Annotated in this window: 16 protein-coding genes; 10 read left to right on the top strand and 6 right to left on the bottom strand. The window is 64.0% G+C overall.

Features of this window, described 5'->3' with window-relative positions; genetic code table 11:
- Positions 1-17 precede the first annotated feature (17 nt).
- Entirely contained in the window at positions 18-494 is a 477-nt protein-coding gene (gene secG, locus LB541_RS13520; protein WP_140525224.1) for a preprotein translocase subunit SecG, read from the bottom strand.
- A gap of 171 nt (positions 495-665) precedes the next feature.
- Positions 666-1433, bottom strand: coding sequence for a triose-phosphate isomerase (tpiA, locus tag LB541_RS13515; protein WP_140560956.1), 768 nt, complete (start codon positions 1431-1433; stop codon positions 666-668).
- A 143-nt stretch (positions 1434-1576) separates the two neighbouring features.
- Here tpiA and LB541_RS13510 point away from each other — a divergent pair, with 143 nt between their 5' ends.
- Genes LB541_RS13510 through glp form a run of 5 tightly spaced genes read left to right on the top strand, consistent with a single transcriptional unit; the run spans position 1577 to position 7001 of the window.
- The gene (locus LB541_RS13510) at positions 1577-3469 is read left to right on the top strand and encodes a SurA N-terminal domain-containing protein (RefSeq protein WP_140560955.1); all 1893 of its coding nucleotides are present in this window, start codon (positions 1577-1579) and stop codon (positions 3467-3469) included.
- Positions 3466-4476 (top strand): anthranilate phosphoribosyltransferase, encoded by a 1011-nt coding sequence (gene trpD / locus LB541_RS13505; protein ID WP_140498656.1) that lies wholly within the window; start codon positions 3466-3468, stop codon positions 4474-4476. Before LB541_RS13510 ends, trpD begins: the two co-directional genes overlap by 4 nt.
- Before the next feature lie 4 nt (positions 4477-4480).
- Positions 4481-5293: an indole-3-glycerol phosphate synthase TrpC gene (trpC, locus tag LB541_RS13500; protein WP_140515366.1), complete on the top strand. Its 813-nt coding sequence runs from the start codon at positions 4481-4483 to the stop codon at positions 5291-5293.
- A 2-nt stretch (positions 5294-5295) separates the two neighbouring features.
- Positions 5296-5796, top strand: a complete 501-nt coding sequence (moaC, locus tag LB541_RS13495) for a cyclic pyranopterin monophosphate synthase MoaC (protein WP_140557169.1) — start codon at positions 5296-5298, stop codon at positions 5794-5796.
- Positions 5796-7001: a gephyrin-like molybdotransferase Glp gene (glp, locus tag LB541_RS13490; RefSeq protein WP_140560954.1), complete on the top strand. Its 1206-nt coding sequence runs from the start codon at positions 5796-5798 to the stop codon at positions 6999-7001. The genes moaC and glp overlap by 1 nt, the downstream gene beginning before the upstream one ends.
- Positions 7002-7037: 36 nt before the next feature.
- Here the strand turns inward: glp and LB541_RS13485 are convergent, their stop codons facing one another.
- The gene (locus tag LB541_RS13485) at positions 7038-7877 is read right to left on the bottom strand and encodes an alpha/beta hydrolase (RefSeq protein WP_140560953.1); all 840 of its coding nucleotides are present in this window, start codon (positions 7875-7877) and stop codon (positions 7038-7040) included.
- 167 nt (positions 7878-8044) lie between these two features.
- On the opposite strand from LB541_RS13485, the gene LB541_RS13480 reads away from it, so the two are divergent.
- Both LB541_RS13480 and kynA read left to right on the top strand, forming a co-directional pair.
- Positions 8045-9670: an AMP-binding protein gene (locus LB541_RS13480; protein ID WP_140515363.1), complete on the top strand. Its 1626-nt coding sequence runs from the start codon at positions 8045-8047 to the stop codon at positions 9668-9670.
- A complete protein-coding gene (kynA, locus tag LB541_RS13475) occupies positions 9667-10503 on the top strand; it encodes a tryptophan 2,3-dioxygenase (protein WP_140498668.1) in 837 nt (278 codons plus the stop codon). Before LB541_RS13480 ends, kynA begins: the two co-directional genes overlap by 4 nt.
- Positions 10504-10566: 63 nt before the next feature.
- Here the strand turns inward: kynA and kynU are convergent, their stop codons facing one another.
- Positions 10567-11814: a kynureninase gene (gene kynU, locus LB541_RS13470; protein WP_140525230.1), complete on the bottom strand. Its 1248-nt coding sequence runs from the start codon at positions 11812-11814 to the stop codon at positions 10567-10569.
- On the bottom strand, positions 11811-12488 hold the full coding sequence (locus tag LB541_RS13465; RefSeq protein ID WP_181181886.1) for a TetR/AcrR family transcriptional regulator: 678 nt from the start codon (positions 12486-12488) through the stop codon (positions 11811-11813). Before LB541_RS13465 ends, kynU begins: the two co-directional genes overlap by 4 nt.
- Before the next feature lie 467 nt (positions 12489-12955).
- Between LB541_RS13465 and lexA the strand changes: the two genes are divergently transcribed.
- Positions 12956-13699 carry a transcriptional repressor LexA gene (lexA, locus tag LB541_RS13460; protein ID WP_140515360.1) on the top strand — a complete coding sequence of 248 codons (744 nt, stop codon included), beginning with the start codon at positions 12956-12958 and terminating at the stop codon, positions 13697-13699.
- Here the strand turns inward: lexA and LB541_RS13455 are convergent.
- A complete protein-coding gene (locus LB541_RS13455) occupies positions 13693-16143 on the bottom strand; it encodes a ComEC/Rec2 family competence protein (RefSeq protein WP_224618628.1) in 2451 nt (816 codons plus the stop codon). The two genes, lexA and LB541_RS13455, sit on opposite strands and share 7 nt — an antisense overlap.
- A gap of 103 nt (positions 16144-16246) precedes the next feature.
- On the opposite strand from LB541_RS13455, the gene gltX reads away from it, so the two are divergent.
- Together gltX and gltA are read left to right on the top strand one after the other, a co-directional pair.
- Positions 16247-17671 (top strand): glutamate--tRNA ligase, encoded by a 1425-nt coding sequence (gene gltX, locus LB541_RS13450; RefSeq protein WP_140584440.1) that lies wholly within the window; start codon positions 16247-16249, stop codon positions 17669-17671.
- Positions 17672-17853: 182 nt separating this feature from the next.
- The gene (gene gltA, locus LB541_RS13445; RefSeq protein WP_140498678.1) at positions 17854-19182 is read left to right on the top strand and encodes a citrate synthase; all 1329 of its coding nucleotides are present in this window, start codon (positions 17854-17856) and stop codon (positions 19180-19182) included.
- Positions 19183-19204 lie beyond the last annotated feature (22 nt).

Raw genomic sequence — 19204 nt, 5'->3', positions numbered from 1 at the left:
CCTTGAACGAACCCGGATTACTGGTTCGGCACCTGCGGGGCCGCGGGCGCGGTGCTGGCGCCGTTGGTCGCCGGCGACGTCGAGCCGGCGGCGGGCGGCGCGGCCGGAGCGTTGGCCGGGGGCGTTGTCGCGGCTCCGTTGCCGGAAGGCGGCGTCGGCGCCGCGTTGCCTGAAGGCGGCGTCGGGGTGGTCGTGCCAGGCAATTGGTTGAGTACGCCCTTGCCGGCGCCGTCCGATGTTGCGGGAACGCGGTCGAGAATGTCGATCGGCTTCTCGCCGTAGCGGGCAATGATCGACAAGGTCAGCGACGTCACGAAGAAAGCGGCCGCCAGAATCGCCGTCGCCCGAGTCAGCGCATTGGCGGCGCCGCGCGCCGTCATGAAGCCGGATCCGCCACCAATGCCAAGGCCGCCGCCTTCGGAGCGCTGCAGCAGCACAACGCCGACAAGGGCCAGAACGACCATGAGATGGATGACGATCAGTACGGTTTGCATAGTTTATCCTGGCAATGCCCTGCCCGGCCGCGAACACGACCGGGGAATTGGAGGCGGCTCAATACAATGCTTTCACGGCATTTCCAAGCCCGTGGCCGGAATATGGGAAGCAAGGCGTCCTTTACAACGATTTCCCGTGCGCCGCGCCCGCTTCGGCGCCGCGCGAAGTCATCAGGAGATGCTGCGATAGGCTTCCGCGATGCCCAGGAAGTCGGCCGCTTTCAGGCTGGCCCCGCCAACCAGCGCGCCGTCGACATTCCTGACCCCAAGCAGTTCCACTGCATTGGACGGCTTGACCGAACCGCCATAGAGAATGCGCATCTTGCCCGCGGCGGTGCCGAGTTTCTCCGACAGTTTTTCGCGAATATGCGCATGCGCCTCGGCTACATCGGCGACGGTCGGCGTCAGGCCGGTGCCGATCGCCCACACCGGCTCATAGGCAACGATCGTGTTGGACGCGGTAGCGCTTGCCGGCACCGAACCGGCAACCTGGCGTGACAGCACGTCCAGCGTCGCGCCCGCTTCGCGCTCCTGCCGCGTCTCGCCGATGCAGACAATGGCCACAAGCCCGGCGCGCCAGGCTGCGGAGGCCTTGGCCTGAACTGTGGCATCATCCTCGCCGCGCTGTTCGCGGCATTCGGAATGGCCGACGATGACGTGGGTCGCGCCCGCATCCTTCAGCATCTCCGCGGAGATGCACCCGGTATAGGCGCCGCTCTCCTTGGCGTGGCAATCCTCACCGCCGGCATGAACCGGCGTACGCGACAGAATCTCGGCGGCATGGGCGAGCAAGGTCGCGGGAACGCAGACCAGCGCCTCGGTGTCTGCGTCGAGCCCGCTCATGAAACCGTTGCCGATCATCCTGAGTTCATTGAGCGAGGCGCTGGTACCGTTCATTTTCCAGTTGCCTGCGACGAGCGGGCGAATTCCTGGCGTCATCGTTTGCTTCTCCGGGTGACATTCGGCTGGCGTTCTCACTACCAAAATCAAGCCACAAAGCAATCGACAGTGGACCGGAAGGGCGCTATTGCGCTTGTTTCAGACTCGGCGCATCGGAAAATGCGCATAAATCGGAAGTAACGATGCTTGGTATATTGAGAAGCGCGGCGGGCACCTGGGTCGCGAAGTTACTGCTTTCGCTGCTGGTGGTCAGTTTTGCGGTCTGGGGCGTATCGGGACGGCTGATGGGTGGCCTTGCCGGCCACGACTCCGTCATCACGGCCGGCGGCACCAAGGTGTCGATCAACGAATACCGCCTCGCCTATGACCGCCAGCTCGCCGTCATGTCGCAGCAGTTCGGTCAGCGCCTCACCCACGAACAGGCAAAGGCGCTCGGCGTCGATAACCAGGTGTTGGCGCAGCTTGTTTCGGGCGCGGTCCTCGACGAACAGGCTCGCAAGCTCGGCCTTGGCCTGTCCAAGGACCGGCTGGCGGAACTCACCCGCGAGGATCCGGCGTTCACGGGCCCCGGCGGACAGTTCGACCGGAGAGCCTTCGAATACAGGCTGCGTGAGGTCGGCATGCGCCCGGAGGATTATTTGAAGAATCGTGCCCAGGTCGCGGTGCGCCAGCAGATCGTCGAGGCGGTTTCGGACGGCCTCAAGGCGCCTGACACCTTCTTCAAGGCGGTGGCCCTGTACCGTGGCGAGGATCGTACGGTCGACTATCTGACCTTGCCGAAGGCGCTGGTCGAACCCATCGAGGCGCCGAGCGACAGCGCGCTGCAGGCCTATTTCGAGGCCAACAAGAAGACCTATGCCGCGCCCGAATACCGCAAGTTTTCCTATGTCAGGCTCGAGCCGCAGGACATCATGGACACGAGCTCGGTGACCGACGCCCAGGTCAGCGACGACTACAACAAGAACAAGGCGCGCTACACCACTCCCGAGATGCGCACCATAGAGCAGCTTGTGTTCAAGACGCCGGACGAGGCCAAGGCCGCGCTCGATTCGTTGAAGTCCGGCGCAACCTTCGACAAGCTCGTCACTGCGGAAGGCAAGACCCCGGCCGACACGCTGCTCGGAACGCTCGCCAAGGACAAGATCGCCGACAAGGCGGTCGCCGACGCTGCTTTTGCGCTCAACGTCAATGAGGTCAGCCCTGTCGTGCAGGGTGCCTTTGGTCCCGTGCTGCTGCGCGTCACCGAGATCAAGCCCGAAGTCGTGAAGCCGCTGGCCGAAGTGTCGGACCAGATCCGCAAGGACCTGGCGCTGGGCGAGGCAAACCGCATCCTTCTGGACGTGCATGATAATTACGAGGACAGTCGCGCCGCCGGCAGTTCGCTGGCCGACGCCGCCGCCAAGCTGAAGCTGAAGGTCGTCACTGTCGACGCGATCGATCGCAGTGGCCTGCGGCCCGATGGCTCCATCGTCAAGGATCTGCCGGAATCGCCGGCCCTGATCAAGGCTGCCTTCGATGCCGAACCGAATACTGAAAACGAGGCGCTGACCACGGCCGATAACGGCTTCATTTTCTATGAAGTGGCTTCGATCACGCCGGCCCGCGACCGCACGCTGGACGAAGTTCGCCAGAAGGTCGTTGCCGACTGGACCGCGGCCGAGACGGCCAAGCGGCTGACCGCCAAGGCGCAGGAGCTGGAAAAGCGGCTCAAGGCCGGCGCAACGCTCGACGTCATTGCCGGCGAGCTCAAGCTGGAAAAGCAGACCAAGCGTGGCCTGAAGCGCGAAGCCGACGACGCCGATTTCGGCAAGGAAGGTGCAGCGGTGATGTTCGGCGTCGGCGAAGGCGGCACCGGCTTGATCCCCTCTCCCACCAGCGACGCGCAAATCCTGTTCAAGGTCGCCGAGGTGTTCGAACCCGCCGGGGCCGATGCCAGTTCGGTGCCCGAGGACGCGCGCAAGTCCTTCACCTCCGGCATGTCGGACGATCTGCTCGACCAGTTGGTGGCGCAGTTGCAGACGCAGTACGGCGTCCGCGTCGACCAGGCTGCCGTTGCCCAAGCCTCGACAAGATGAGCGCGCTGAAAACCCATATCGCCAAGGTCGCGACCGGCACCGCCCTGTCCTTCGACGAGGCGCGCGAGGCCTTCGACATCATCATGTCGGGCGATGCTACGCCCGGCCAGATCGGCGGCTTCCTGATGGCGTTGCGTGTGCGCGGCGAGACGGTGGACGAGATTTCCGGCGCCGTCGCCACCATGCGCGCCAAGATGCTTCGCGTCGACGCACCTGTCGGCGCCATCGACATCGTTGGCACCGGCGGCGACAATTCGCACTCCGTCAACATCTCGACGGCATCCGCTTTCGTCATCGCCGCCAGCGGGGTTCCGGTCGCCAAGCATGGCAATCGCGGGTTGTCTTCGCTGACCGGTGCGGCCGACGTCCTGACCGCGCTCGGCGTCAAGATCGATCTCACGCCGCAGGCCATCGGCCGCTGCATCCACGAGGCTGGCGTCGGATTCATGTTCGCGCCGGCACATCACCCGGCGATGAAGCATGTCGGCCCGACCCGCGTGGAGCTCGGCACCAGAACCATCTTCAACTTGCTCGGTCCGCTCTCCAACCCGGCCGACGTGCGCCGGCAGATGGTCGGCGTGTTCATGCCGGAATGGATCATACCGGTGGCCGAGACGCTGAAGGCGCTGGGCACCGAGCATGCCTGGGTCGTTCATGGTGATGGCTACGACGAGATCACCACCACGGGCGAAACGCATGTCGCCGAACTGATCGGCGGCGAGATCCGCACCTTCACCTTGACGCCCGAAGCGGTTGGCCTGGCCCGTCACACCAAGGAAGAACTGCGCGGCGGCGACGCTGCCTACAACGCCGAGGCTTTGCGCGCTATGCTGGGTGGCGCCGGGGGCGCTTTTCGCGACACCGTGCTGATGAACGCCGGTGGCGGCTTGGTGGTGGCAGGCAAGGCGACGACGCTCGCCGACGGCATGGCGACGGCGGTGCAAGCCATCGACAGCGGCCGGGCGCTGCAGGTGCTCGACCGGCTGGTCGAGATTTCGAACGGTTAGACAGATGTCGGACATCCTGCGCAAGATCGAGGCCTACAAGCGCGACGAGATCGCGACGGCCAAGGCGCGCGTGCCGCTGGCCGAGATCAAGGCGCGGGCGAAAGACACTGACGCGCCGCGCGGCTTTCTCACGGCGCTTGAGGCGAAGCGCAGATCCGGCGGCTTCGCTCTGATTGCCGAGATCAAGAAGGCAAGCCCGTCCAAGGGCTTGATCCGCGCCGACTTCGATCCGCCAGCGCTCGCGCGGGCCTATGCAAAGGGCGGCGCCGCCTGTCTTTCGGTGCTGACCGACGCACCGTCTTTCCAGGGCGCGCCGGAATTTCTCACCAAGGCAAGAGCCGCCGTCACCCTGCCCGCGCTGCGCAAGGATTTTCTGTTCGATCCTTATCAGGTCCATGAAGCTCGCGCCTGGGGGGCGGACGCCATCCTGATCATCATGGCCAGCGTAGATGATGATTTGGCGAGCGAGCTTGAAGCGACGGCATTCGAACTCGGCATGGATGCGCTGATCGAGGTCCACGACGAGGCCGAGACGGAGCGCGCACTGAAGCTGTCGTCGCAATTAATCGGCATCAACAACCGTAATCTGCGGACATTCGAGACCCGTCTCGAAACCTCGGAACGACTGCGGGCGATGATTCCGGGCGGTTACTTGCTGGTCAGCGAAAGCGGCATCTTCTCTCATGACGACTGCCTCAGATTGCAGAAGAGCGACATCGGCACCTTCCTGGTCGGCGAAAGTTTGATGCGCCAGCAGGATGTGACCGCGGCAACGCGCGCGCTGCTCACCGGCAAGGCAGCGGCCGAGGCCGTCTGACGATGACGGCCGCCCTCACCCATCTCGGCCCGCAGGGCCAGGCCAACATGGTCGATGTTGGCGGCAAGGACGAAACGACGCGCACCGCTGTCGCCGAGGGTTTCGTCTCGATGCGGCCCGAGACGCTGAAGATGATCCTGGCCGGCAATGCCAAGAAAGGCGATGTGCTGGGCACCGCGCGCATAGCCGGCATCATGGCAGCGAAGAAGACGCATGAGCTGATCCCGCTCTGCCATCCGCTGCTCTTGACCAAGGTCTCCGTCGACATTGAGCCCGATCCTGCCCTGCCCGGACTGAAGATCATTGCGCTGGCGCGCGTCACCGGCAAGACCGGCGTCGAGATGGAAGCGCTCACCGCGGCTTCGGTTGCCTGCCTGACCATTTACGACATGGCCAAGGCGGTCGACCGTGCCATGGTCATCACCGGCATCCGGTTGGTCGAAAAGACCGGCGGCAAGTCGGGCGACTACAAAGCCGCTGGCGAAGATGGGGCGGTCGCCTGATGGCGCTGCTTCCGGTCGCAGCAGCGCTCGAACGCCTGCTGGAGGGTGCTGCGCCGCTTGCGAGCGAAAGCGTTTCGCTCCTCGAGGCCGTGGATCGCGTTCTCGCGGAACCGGTGGTGGCGTTGCGCACCCAACCGCCCTTCAACGCCTCTGCCATGGACGGATACGCGGTCCGCGCTGTCGATGTCGCGTCCGTGCCGTCCCGGCTTTCGGTGATGGGCGTGGCGGCGGCCGGGCGCGGCTTTGACGGCGCCGTCGGCAAGGCGCAGGCCGTGCGCATCTTCACCGGTGCTCCGCTGCCGCAAGGCGCAGACACCATCGTCATCCAGGAAAACGTTCGTGACCTCGGCGGCGGCAGCATCGAGGTGGTCGAACCGACGGCCGAGGGGCGCAACATCCGCCGCTTCGGGCTCGATTTCTCCGAGGGCGACATCCTGCTGGAAAAAGGCCGCGTGCTCGATCCGGCAGCACTGTCGCTTGTCGCCTCGGCCAACCATCCCCGGGTGGGCGTCGTAAAGCGGCCGCTGGTTGCCATCATCGCCACCGGCGACGAGCTGCTGCCGCCCGGCAGCGAACTCGGCCCCGACCAGATCATTTCGTCAAACGCCTATGGCGTCGCCGCCGCCGCGCAATCGGTCGGCGCGCATGCGCTTGATCTCGGGATTGCCGCTGATCGCCAGGAAGCCATCGCGGCGCTGGTCAGGAAAGCGGTCGCAGCCGGCGCTGATGTCATCGTCACGCTCGGCGGCGCCTCGGTCGGCGACCACGATCTGATCCATGACGTGCTGACCGGCGAAGGCATGACGCTCGGTTTCTGGAAGATCGCCATGCGTCCCGGCAAGCCGCTGATGTTCGGCCGCCTCGGCGACATCAGGTGCATCGGCCTGCCCGGCAATCCGGTGGCGAGCCTCGTCTGCTCGCAACTGTTCCTGAAGCCGCTCCTGGCACGCCTCGGCAACCGCAATTTCCGGCAAGATATCCGTCAGGCACGGCTGGGCGCCGCCATGCAAGCCAATGATCTGCGCCAGGACTATGTGCGGGCGGTGGTCAGGCAAGAGGCCGGCATGCTGGTTGCAACCCCTTTCAGCATCCAGGATTCCTCGATGCTGAGGATGCTGGCCGACGCCAACGGACTGATCGTACGCGAACCATTTGTATCCGCCGCGGCTGCAGGAGACGCTTGCAGCGTTCTCATGCTGAGGTGAATATTCCCCGTATAACCAGCTGATTCTAGCGCCAAATCAGATCGTTGACTCCGCTAGCAAAACTCGTGTCAGCGGATGCGCCGGATCGGCCAGGCCTTCGACAATGTCGTAATGATGTCGATCCGGCTCGACCACCGCGCTCGTGATGGCACCAAGCCCTGTCCAGATATTGGCCAGCAAGGCGTTCTGGCGCAAGAACTCGGACCGCTCGCCGCCTCCGGCCCAGCACGTGATGCGCGCACCATCCATAGGCCGCAGCAGCGCCGGGCTTTCCGTCAGCGCCTCGGCTTCATCGATTTTCAGCGCCGCGTTCATGCCGGTGCGCATGAGCGGACGCAGGTCATGCAGGCCTGAAATCGAAACGACGTGACGTACGCGCCTTGCCACGCCGGCTGCCAGGGGCGTTGATGTCGTCGCCATGCGGCTGGCGAGATGGCCGCCGGCCGAATGCCCGGTCAGCATAAGCGGTCCCCCGACCATCGCCGCCGCCTTGCCGATCGCCGCGCCAATCTCATGGGAGATGCCGGCGATGCGTATGTCGGGGCAGAGCGTATAGGACGGCATCGCCACGGCAAAGCCGCCGTCAACCGAGCCCTTGGCGAGATGCGACCAGGTATCCTTGTCGGACTCCAGCCAGTAGCCGCCATGGATGAACACGACGAGCCCTTTGGGCTTGGCGGCGGGAAGGAAGAGATCGAGCCGGTTGCGCGGCCTGTCGCCATAGGCGATGTCGAGCTGAGCCCTGCCCTTTGCCGCAAGCGCATCGCGAAATGCCTGCGCCGGTTCGACCCATGCGGCCGGCCAGCGATCGCTGCCGGCGATGTTGGCGCCGTTGGCGTAGGCATTGTCCCAATCGGCAATGCGATGTTCGAGCATCGGCACCCTCCCCCGGACGGCATCGTTTCAGCCGATAGCAATGGCGATCGACAGCGGCAACGTCAATGCTCCGGGGGCAAAACATTTTAGGCTTGAAACAAATTTCGACTGGTGCGATCCTGTGCCTTGTTCAGCGATGGGCGTGAGGCAGACAGGGGCAGCCGAAAATGCTTGGGCCATCAGCGCATATCGACACGTTCACGCGCGATAACCTGCCGCCGCCGGATCAATGGCCGGACTTCCTGCTCGACGGCTTCGACTATCCCGAACGGCTCAATGCCGGCGTCGAACTGACCGACAGGCTGGTCGAGAAAGGGTTGGGCGACCACACCGCGCTGATCGGCAACGGCCGCCGCCGCACCTACAAGGAATTGTCCGACTGGACGAACAGGCTGGCGCATGCGCTGGTCGAGAATTACGGCGTCAAGCCAGGCAACCGGGTGCTGATCCGCTCGGCCAACAACCCCGCAATGGTGGCCTGCTGGCTGGCCGCCACCAAGGTCGGCGCCGTCGTGGTCAACACGATGCCGATGCTGCGCGCCGGCGAACTCGCCAAGATCGTCGACAAGGCCGAAATCACCACAGCGCTGTGCGACACCAGGCTGATGGACGAGATGACCGCCTGCGCCAAGGACAGCGCGTTCCTCAAGCAGGTCATCGGCTTCGACGGCACCGCCAACCACGACGCCGAACTCGATCGCGCCGCCCTCGACAAGCCCGTGACGTTTACCGCGGTGCAGACCGGGCGTGACGACGTCGCCCTGCTCGGCTTCACCTCAGGCACGACAGGCGTGCCGAAGGCGACGATGCATTTTCACCGCGACCTCCTGATCATCGCCGACGCCTACGCCCGCGAGATCCTGCAGGTGACGCCTGACGACATCTTCGTCGGCTCGCCGCCCCTGGCCTTCACCTTTGGCCTTGGCGGGCTCGCCATCTTCCCGCTGCGTTTCGGCGCCGCGGCGACGCTGCTGGAACAGGCAACGCCGCCCAACATGGTCCACATCATCGAAACCTACAAAGCGACGATCTCCTTCACCGCGCCCACCGCCTATCGCGCAATGCTCAAGGCCATGGACGAAGGGGCCGATTTATCGTCGCTGCGCGTCGCCGTTTCGGCCGGCGAAACCTTGCCGGCGCCGGTGTTCGAGGAATGGACTGAGAAAACCGGAAAGCCGATCCTTGACGGCATCGGCGCCACGGAAATGCTGCATATTTTCATCTCCAACCGCTTCGATGACATGAAGCCTGCCTCCACCGGCAAGGCCGTTGGCGGCTATCAGGCGCGCGTCGTCGACGACGAAATGCGCGAAGTGCCGCGCGGCACCGCGGGCAGGCTCGCGGTGCGGGGACCGACCGGCTGCCGCTACATGGCCGATGCCAGGCAGAGCGACTATGTCCGCGACGGGTGGAACCTCACCGGCGACACGTTCTGGCAGGACGAGGACGGTTTTTTCCACTTCGCAGCGCGCTCCGACGACATGATCGTCAGTGCCGGCTACAACATCGCCGGCCCAGAGGTCGAAGCGGCGCTGCTGGCGCATGCCGATGTCGCCGAATGCGCGGTGGTCGGCGCCGAGGATGCCGAGCGCGGCCAGATCGTCGAGGCTCATGTGGTGCTCGTGCAAGGCGTGGCGCCAGACGCAATGACCGTCAAGCGTCTGCAGGATCACGTCAAGGCCACGATCGCGCCCTACAAATATCCGCGCTCGGTAAAATTCATCGCCGCTTTGCCCAAGACGCAGACCGGCAAGATCCAGCGCTTCCGGCTGCGCGCGGAGAAGATCAATTGAGCAAGCCCTACGACCCGTCCGCCGAGGGCGCGGAAATGTCGTTCAAGGAGCGCATGTCCTACAGCGACTATCTGCATCTGGAAAAGGTGCTCGAGGCGCAGGAGCCGCTTTCGTCAGCCCATGACGAGATGCTGTTCATCATCCAGCACCAGACATCGGAACTCTGGATGAAGCTCGCGCTGCACGAAATCGGCGCCGCAATCCGCTCCATCCGCGCCGACCGTCTCGAACCGAGCTTCAAGATGCTTTCGCGCGTCGCCCGCATCTTCGAGCAGCTCAACAATGCCTGGGACGTGCTGCGCACGATGACGCCCAGCGAATACACCGAGTTCCGCGACGCGCTTGGCCAGTCCTCGGGCTTCCAGTCGTGGCAGTACCGTGCCATCGAGTTCATGGCCGGCAACCGCAATCTCGCAATGCTCGGACCGCACAAGCACCGGCCGGACCTCAGCGAGAAACTGGAGGCGATCCTGGCGCAACCGTCGCTCTACGACGAGGCGCTGCTGCTGCTCGCCCGTAACGGCTTCGACATCGGTGCCGACGCAAGGCGTACGGACTGGCGCGAAACGCGGACCGAGAACGAAGAGGTCCTTGTCGCCTGGCAGATCATCTACCGCGACCCGCAGCGCTACTGGATGTTCTACGAACTCGCCGAGAAGCTGGTCGATTTCGAGGATTATTTCCGCCGTTGGCGCTTCAACCACGTCACCACGGTCGAGCGCATCATCGGTATGAAGCGCGGCACCGGCGGCACATCGGGCGCGTCCTACCTGAAGAAGATGCTGGAGGTGGAGTTGTTCCCGGAGCTGTGGAAGGTCCGCACCCGGCTCTGACGTAGCTTTGCCGACTGCATATCGTTATCCCGAACCCGCTGCGCTTTTCTGAGCGACAGGCTCTTAAGTCACCGCCGCCTTGACGGCGAAACGCGCCTCCTGCCACGCGTCCGTGCGCAAAATGTCTTCCAGCACCTCGACAGCCTGCCAGACATCGACATAACCGACATAAAGCGGCGTAAAGCCGAAGCGAATCGTGGATGGCGCGCGAAAATCGCCGATCACGCCGCGCTCGATCAAGGCCCGCATCACCTGATAGCCATGCGGGTGGAGGAACGACACCTGGCTGCCGCGCTCATTGCCGTCGCGCGGGCCTTCGAGTTCGAGGCCGTAGGCGCCGCATTTTGCCTCGACGAGCTGGATGAACAGATCGGTCAATGCGATGCTCTTCCTGCGCACCTCTGCCATGTCGACGTCGTTCCAGACATCGAGGGCCCCTTTGAGCGCGCGCATCGACAGCACAGGCTGCGTGCCGCAGAGAAACCGGCGGATGCCTGTGCCGGCAGCAAAACCCTGTTCGAAGGCGAAAGGCCGCGCATGGCCCCACCAGCCGCTGAGCGGCTGGCGGACATCGCCATGGTGGCGCTCGGCCGCGTAGATGAAGGCCGGGGCACCTGGGCCTCCATTGAGATATTTGTAGGTGCAGCCGACGGCGAAATCGGCGTTCGAACGGTCGAGCTCGACCGGCAAGGCGCCGGCGGTATGGCAGAGATCCCAGACGATCAGCGCGCCGGCATCATGTGCCGTCCGCGTCAGCGCGGCCATGTCGCGCAACTGCCCGGATTTGTAGTTGACGTGGTTGACCAGGATGACCGCGACCCGCTCGTCGATCAGTTCTTCTATGGTCGGCGCATCGACACCCTCGAGCCGCAGCACCGTGCCCGGCCGCGTCGAGGCAACGCCTTCGGCCATATAGAGATCGGTCGGAAAGCTGTCCCCCTCGGCGACGATGACTGACCTGTCCGGCCGCATCCCGAGTGCCGCATGCAGCACCTTGTAGATGTTGATCGAGGTGGTATCGCAGACCACCGTCTGGCCGGCGGCGGCCCCGATCAGGCGCCCGAGTTGGTCGCCGAGTTCGACCGGCATGTCGAACCAGCCGGCGGTGTTCCAGGCGCGGATGAGATCCTGCGCCCACTCCTGCGTGGCGGCCTTCTGCAGCTCGCCGAACACGGCGGGCGAAGCGGCGCCCAGCGAATTGCCGTCGAGATAGATCACCCCCTGGGGCAAGGTGAAGCGGTCACGCATGGCACGCAGCGGATCCGCGGTGTCCATTGCCTCGATCGCTGCGAGATCGGGAATTTTGCTCATGGTCGCGATGTTCCTCGGTGAGAAGAGCGCCCTGGAAACGGGCCGGCTGTTTTGCCGCCCGGGCAAGGGCTGGCCGCATAGAGGCGCAAGAACAGGGTGAACGCCCGGTTCGATCTTTGCTCGATTTCCGCCCGAGGCAGTTCCTCGAGCACCCCAACGATCCGGCGAACCTGGAGATCGCCGATCAAAAGACTGATGTAGATGTCGGCGGCTTCGGCAGGATCGTCACAGGCGATCAGGCCGGCCCGACTTGCGGTTCGAAGCAGGTCGCCAACAAGCGGCATTATGGTATTGCGGCCGAATTGCGCGATCGATTGGCCAAGCGTGCCTGTATCGTTGACGTCGCCGGCCGCGGCGCGATTGAGCGCCACCGCCTTGTCGCCCGTCACGAGGGTCAGCAGGACTGGCCCGAGCAAGTTCAGGGTTTTGAGCGGATCGCGCGCCTGGTGAAGGGCGTCCTCCAGCAGCTTCCTTGCCTCTCCCGCATTGGCTTCGATCAAGGATCGAAACAGGGTCTGCTTGTTGCCGTACCAGTTGTAGAGGGTTTCGTTCGAGGCCGATGCCCGCTTGGCGATAGCAAGCAGGGAGGCGCTCTTGTAGCCGGTTTCCCGGAGCACCGCATAGGCGGCCTCCTCTATCCGTTCGCGTCGCGCGGCCTGCTTCGGCGTGGTCATTGGTGTTCCTCTTCGAAAACCGTACATTATTATACGGTTTCGTCAAGCGAACGGGAAGCAAGGAGCGAGCGAACGCAGCCCATCGCGACCAGTGGTGGTGCCTCGTCGTTTTCCGGCAGGAAGTTGGCATTTTGGTTTCGTTTCGTTCACGAGCCGCAGGGGTTTCTAATCCGCCCAAACGCACCCCGCACCTGCCGGTCACCCAGCTTGCAGGCTTGTGCCAAGAGTGGAGACCGGTCGGGCCACAGGCCATTAACCAAAATAGTTTCAAAGGGCCCGGGAGCGCATTGACGACGGACCGCGCTGGCAGGATGCTGGCTGCGGGAGGGCATTTCGTTTCCGTCGCCTTAACAAATTCATTAAACTTTAAATGGTTGCGGAACACAACTGGAACAGATAGTGTTTGTTCTGGGTTTGTTTTCTGATTCTGGTTCCAGACCCTTCGTGCAATGCCTTTGGGGGCCGCCATGCTCACGCGCAAGCAACATGAACTCTTGATGTTCATCCATGAACGGCTGAAGGAAAGCGGCATTCCGCCGTCCTTCGACGAGATGAAGGAAGCGCTGGACCTCGCCTCCAAGTCGGGAATTCATCGGCTGATCACGGCGTTGGAGGAGCGCGGCTTCATTCGCCGCCTGCCCAACCGGGCGCGCGCGCTGGAGGTGCTGCGCCTGCCGGACTCGATCGCGCCGGGTCTTAACGCGGCAAAGAAGTTCTCCCCGAGCGTCATCCAGGGCAGCCTCGGACAGGGCAGCAGCCCTAGCCGGCAGATCAAGCCGGCGACGTCTTCGCGTCTGCCCGCTGTCGGCAATGACGACGATGCGGTTTCAGCGGTGTCGATCCCGGTCATGGGTCGCATCGCAGCGGGTGTGCCGATCGACGCCATCCAGCATCAGACGCATTCCATTTCAGTGCCGCCTGACATGATCATGGGCGGCGAACACTATGCGCTGGAGGTCAAGGGCGATTCGATGATCGAGGCCGGCATTTTCGACGGCGACACGGTCATCATCCGCAATGCCGACACCGCAAGTCCCGGCGAGATCATCGTGGCCCTGGTGGACGAGGAGGAAGCAACGCTGAAGCGCTTCCGCCGAAAGGGTGCTTCGATTGCGCTCGAGGCTGCCAATCCGGCCTATGAAACACGTATTTTCGGACCGGACAGGGTCAAGGTGCAAGGCAAGCTGGTCGGCCTGATCAGGCGCTACTGAGCGGGGTCGGCGGTGGGCTTTTCGGGTTTACGGTAAGGCGGCAGTCCCCTTGCCTCGCGTGAGAATTTTCGCTGTTCGTGCCAAGGCCGATATGGCCTGTCGACGGCAAAGCTGACCCGTGCCGGTGCCGTCGCCGATTGCCGGTCGAAGAAGACGGCGGCACTTCCCTTACGAGCGAGCTGCCGCTTGGTGATAACGAGAACCAGCGGATTGTGGCAGGGGTCGTAGCCCGCGGGGTCGTTGATGACGATCAGATCCGCATAGGAGCAGGCCCTCCAGGCGTCCTTGCGATCCTCCACCTGCGCGATGATCGCCCCCGAGGTATGCCGGGCCATGCACAGGCCCGTGAAGCAATAGAAAGGCGCTCCCGCCGGAAGTTGCGCGGGATCGAAGATGTCGAACTGTCGGTCTCCGCTGTCGAACAGTTCCGGCGCAACGATGGTTTCGGACTTCAGCGCGCGTTTCCAATTATCGACGGTGAATTCGTTCGGGCGCGCCCGGTTGATCGCGAGCTCGCCGCCGCCGATCGGCAACGCCACCAGGCGGGCATCCTCCGAAATCAGCACGTCCGGCGTGCGCGTGTCCGAGACGGTCAACAGGCCGGCGAGCGCGAAGGGAAGTGCCGCCAGCCGCAGCCATGTCGTGGCCATCGTCGCGATGACCAGGGCGATCGCCACCAGAAGGACGGATTGCTGCGAAATCAACCCGACCGCGTCGACCGGCGAGCGTTGCGAGATCCATCCTGATATGGCGATCATCGCGGCCAGTCCCTTGCCCATCAGATAAAGGGATGGTCCATCGAACCCGAACGGCATCAGCAGCGCGCTGGCAACCGCAAGGAACATCACGACAGAAACGATCGGCATGACGGCAAGATTGGCGAACAGGCTGAGCGGCGACACGCGCTGGAAATGCCAGATGGCGAAAAGCGCCGTGGCGCTTCCCGCGATAATCGAGGTCATCGCCAGCCCACCTGTCGCCAGCAGCAATTTTCGCGTCAGCAGGCCAGGCAAGGTCCGTTGCGGCGGCGGGGTCCGCGCTTTGTCGGCTTTGCGATCCGACCAGCCGGCATAGGCGCCGACCAGGGCCGCGGTGGCGGCGAACGACATCTGGAAGCTCGGCCCTACCACCTCGTGCGGCGACACCACGATGACGGCGATCGCCGAAATAGCCAGATTGCGCATGGTGAGTGCCGCCCGATCGAACAGAACGGCGATCAGCATCACCGCCAGCATGATGAAGCTGCGTTCGGCGGCGACAACGACGCCCGAAATGACGAGGTAGGCGGCGATCGAGAAAAGTGCCGCCGCGGCCGCGTATTTCTTGACCGGCCGGCGGGAGGAAAAATTCGGGAACAGCGCGAAGCCGCCACGCAGCAGACCCATGACCGTGCCGGCGACCAGCGCCATGTGCAGCCCGGAAATTGAGATGATGTGGTAGATGCCGGTGCGTCGCATCGCTTCATTGATCTCGTCGGGAATCCCGGCGCGCACACCCACGATCAGCGCCGCGGCGATCTCGCCCTCGGCACCGCCGATGCTGCCCCTGATATGGTCGGCAATGCTTTCGCGAGCACTCTCGATGGCGGCTGAAAGGGCGGCCCACAGCGGCCTGTCATCGGCTGAGACGATTTTGGGGTTGCCGAGAAAGAAGCCGCTGGCGCCTATGCCGGCGAAGTAGCTGTCGAAGGAAAAGTCGTAGCTGTCCGGCCGCACCGGTCCGGTCGGCGGCAACAGCCTGGCATAGCCGGTCACGAGCGAACCGGCCGTCACTTCAGCCGGCACCTTGCGTGCCGAAAGGCGAACGCGCTCCGGCGCGTAGAGTAGTTTCGGCCGCGCGGTCGATGTCACATCGATGGTCAGCCGGATGCGCCCGGTCTCCATCTGGTCGACCGAAACGACGCGGCCGGTGATTTGCGTGGAGATTTCCGAGCCCAGCATCCGCGTTCCCGCTCGCCACGTCTCGACTTTGCCGGCGAGCATGCCGAGCGCGCACAACAGCGCCGCCATGAAGCACAGATGCGTTTTCGGCCATGAGCGTGAAACGAGCGCGCACAGCGACATCAGGATCGCGACCGCGACAGGCTTGGCAAAGCCCGGCTCCGCCGCCAACGAAAAATACGCAATCGATCCGCATGCCAGGAACACCGGCACGAGCAGGAAGGCTACGCCCCGATCGAGTTCGAGCTCGGACGCTCTGGCCACGCCGTTGCGCAGACGAGGCCACGAGGCACGGCCGAACTCACGGCGCAGGCGCTCGGCCGCGCCGGCTGCGGGGACGCCGGGCGGCGTGGAAACATCCGCCGGCGGCGACTTGCCCGGCTGCTGTAGGGGCGACAACGCCAGCGGCAATGAGGCGGGCGCGGGCGTGGCAAAAAAAGAGCGTTCGCTGACGCCGGCAACGACGTCCTCGCCTTCCTCCGCGCCCCTGCCCGCTCCAGCCATCGGGTCTGCCCCTTGCGCCCTCGACACCCTATGCTACATGAACGCGCGACGCGCGAAAGTGCGTGTGATCCGCACCCCGCTCCAGACGTTTCCCGAGAGTTGTATGTCCGACAAGGTTGTCACCCGTTTTGCCCCCTCGCCCACCGGCTACCTGCACATCGGCGGCGCGCGTACGGCGCTCTTCAACTGGCTCTACGCCAAGCACACCGGCGGTACGATGCTGCTGCGCATCGAGGACACCGACCGCGAGCGCTCCACCGATGCGGCGACAGCAGCCATTCTCGAAGGACTGACTTGGCTCGGCCTCACCTGGGACGGCGACGCCGTCTCGCAGTTCGAGCGCGCGCCGCGCCATCGCGAGGTGGCCGAGGAGCTGGTGCGCATGGGCAAGGCTTACTACAGCTACGAGACCCCTGCCGAGCTTGAGGCAATGCGCGACGCGGCGCGGGCCAAGGGCCTGCCGCCGCGCTATGACGGAAGCTGGCGTGACCGCGACCCTTCGCAGGCGCCTCCTGGCGTCAAGGGCGCGATCCGCATCAAGGCGCCGACCAAAGGCGAGACGGTGGTGCATGACCGTGTCCAGGGCGACGTGCGCTTTCCCAACAAGGATCTGGACGACTTCATCATCCTGCGCTCGGACGGCAATCCGACCTACATGCATGCCGTCGTCGTTGACGACCACGACATGGGCGTCACCCACATCATCCGTGGCGACGACCACCTGACCAATGCCGCCCGCCAGACCGTGATCTACAACGCCATGGGCTGGGATGTGCCTTCAATGTCGCACATACCGCTGATCCACGGCGCCGACGGCGCCAAGCTGTCGAAGCGGCACGGCGCGCTGGGCGTGGAGGCCTACCGCGCCATGGGCTACCTGCCCGAAGCGCTGCTGAACTATCTGGCTCGGCTCGGCTGGAGCCACGGCGACGATGAGATCATGTCGATCCAGGACATGATCGCATGGTTCGACATCGGCGATGTGAACAAGGGCGCCGCCCGCTTCGATTTCGCCAAGCTGGAGGCGCTGAACGGCGTCCATATGCGCCGCATGGGCGATGCCGAGCTGTTCGATATCTTCATTGCCACCTTGCCCTATCTCGAGGGCGGCCCGGCGATGGCCGCACGCCTCGACGACAAGAACAGGGCGCAGTTGCTGGCAGCGCTGCCGGGCCTGAAGGAGCGCGCCAAGACGCTGGTCGAACTTGTCGACGGCGCCGCCTTCCTGTTAGCCGCGCGGCCACTGCCGATCGACGAAAAGGCAGCCCTGCTGCTCAATGACGAGGCGCGCAAGATTTTGCGTGGCGCTCGCGACGCCCTCGAGGCGGTTTCAGGCGACTGGACGGCGGCCTCGACTGAAGCCGCGATCCGGGACTATGCGACGGCCGGCGGCCACAAGCTCGGCGCCGTCGCCCAGCCCTTGCGCGCCGCCTTGACCGGCAAGAGCACCTCGCCCGGCGTGTTCGACGTTCTCGCCGTGCTTGGTCGCGAGGAGAGCCTGGCGCGCATCGCGGATCAAATCGATTAGGAGCAATCTGGCCCAAGAAGATTGGCATTGAAAGGCGCGTTTCGCAGTGCAACATTGAGCCTTGGCCCAATCTGGCACGCACTTCCTAAAATGCGGTCGCGAATACGCGCATTCGGTGACTTCGACGTGTCGCTTTGCAGAATTTGCCTTTGCCGGCATGAGGAAACAAGAAGGAGTTTGCAATGACCGAAGCTGCGACAAGACGGGAACTGGGCGGCAAGACCCAGGAAGCCACGGCAAAGCTGGAATTCGCCGGCAAGACGCACGAATTCAAGGTGCGAAGTGGTTCGGTCGGGCCTGACGTCATCGACATCGCCACGCTGTACAGCACCACCGGCGCCTTTACCTACGATCCCGGCTTCACTTCGACGGCAAGCTGCGAGTCCGAGATCACGTTCATCGATGGCGACGCCGGCATTCTCCTGCATCGCGGATATCCGATCGACCAGTTGGCCGAACATGGCGACTTCCTCGAAGTCTGCTATCTCCTGCTCTACGGCGAACTGCCGACCAAGGCGCAGAAGGACGATTTCGACTACCGCGTGACGCGCCACACCATGGTGCATGAGCAGATGTCGCGCTTCTTCACCGGCTTCCGCCGCGACGCGCATCCGATGGCGGTGATGTGCGGCGTGGTCGGCGCGCTGTCGGCCTTCTATCACGACTCCACCGACATCTCGGATCCTTACCAGCGCATGGTGGCGTCGATGCGGTTGATCGCCAAGATGCCGACGATCGCGGCCATGGCCTACAAATACCATATCGGCCAGCCCTTCATTTACCCGAAGAACGAACTGAATTTCGCCGCCAACTTCCTACACATGTGCTTTGCCGTGCCGTGCGAGGAATACAAAATCAATCCGGTCCTGGCGCGCGCCATGGAGCGCATCTTCATCCTGCACGCCGACCACGAGCAGAACGCTTCGACCTCTACCGTGCGGCTCGCCGGCTCGTCTGGCGCCAATCCGTTCGCCTGCATCGCCGCCGGCATCGCCTGCCTGTGGGGCCCGGCGCATGGCGGCGCCAACGAAGCGGCGCTGAACATGCTGGGCGAGATCGGCCATGTCGATCACATTCCGGAATTCATCGCCCGCGCCAAGGACAAGGACGATCCGTTCCGGCTGATGGGCTTTGGCCACCGCGTCTACAAGAACTACGATCCGCGCGCCAAGATCATGCAGAAGACCGCGCATGAGGTGCTGGGCGAACTCGGCATCAAGGACGATCCGCTGCTCGACATCGCCATGGAACTGGAGAAGATCGCGCTCACCGATCCCTATTTCATCGAGAAGAAGCTCTACCCCAATGTCGACTTCTACTCCGGCATCACGCTGAAGGCGCTGGGCTTCCCCACCACCATGTTCACCGTGCTGTTCGCCGTCGCCCGCACCGTCGGCTGGATCGCGCAGTGGAAGGAGATGATCGAGGATCCGCGCCAGAAGATCGGCCGCCCCCGCCAGCTCTACACCGGCGCGCCGGAGCGAGACTATGTGCCGATCGCGAAGCGGTAAAAAGGAAGAAGTGAATAAGTGA

The sequence above is a fragment of the Mesorhizobium sp. BR1-1-15 genome (genome assembly GCF_020165475.1).
Lineage (GTDB): Bacteria > Pseudomonadota > Alphaproteobacteria > Rhizobiales > Rhizobiaceae > Mesorhizobium.
Note: the sequence above shows the minus strand (reverse complement) of the source record. Positions and strands in the feature narration are given on the sequence as shown.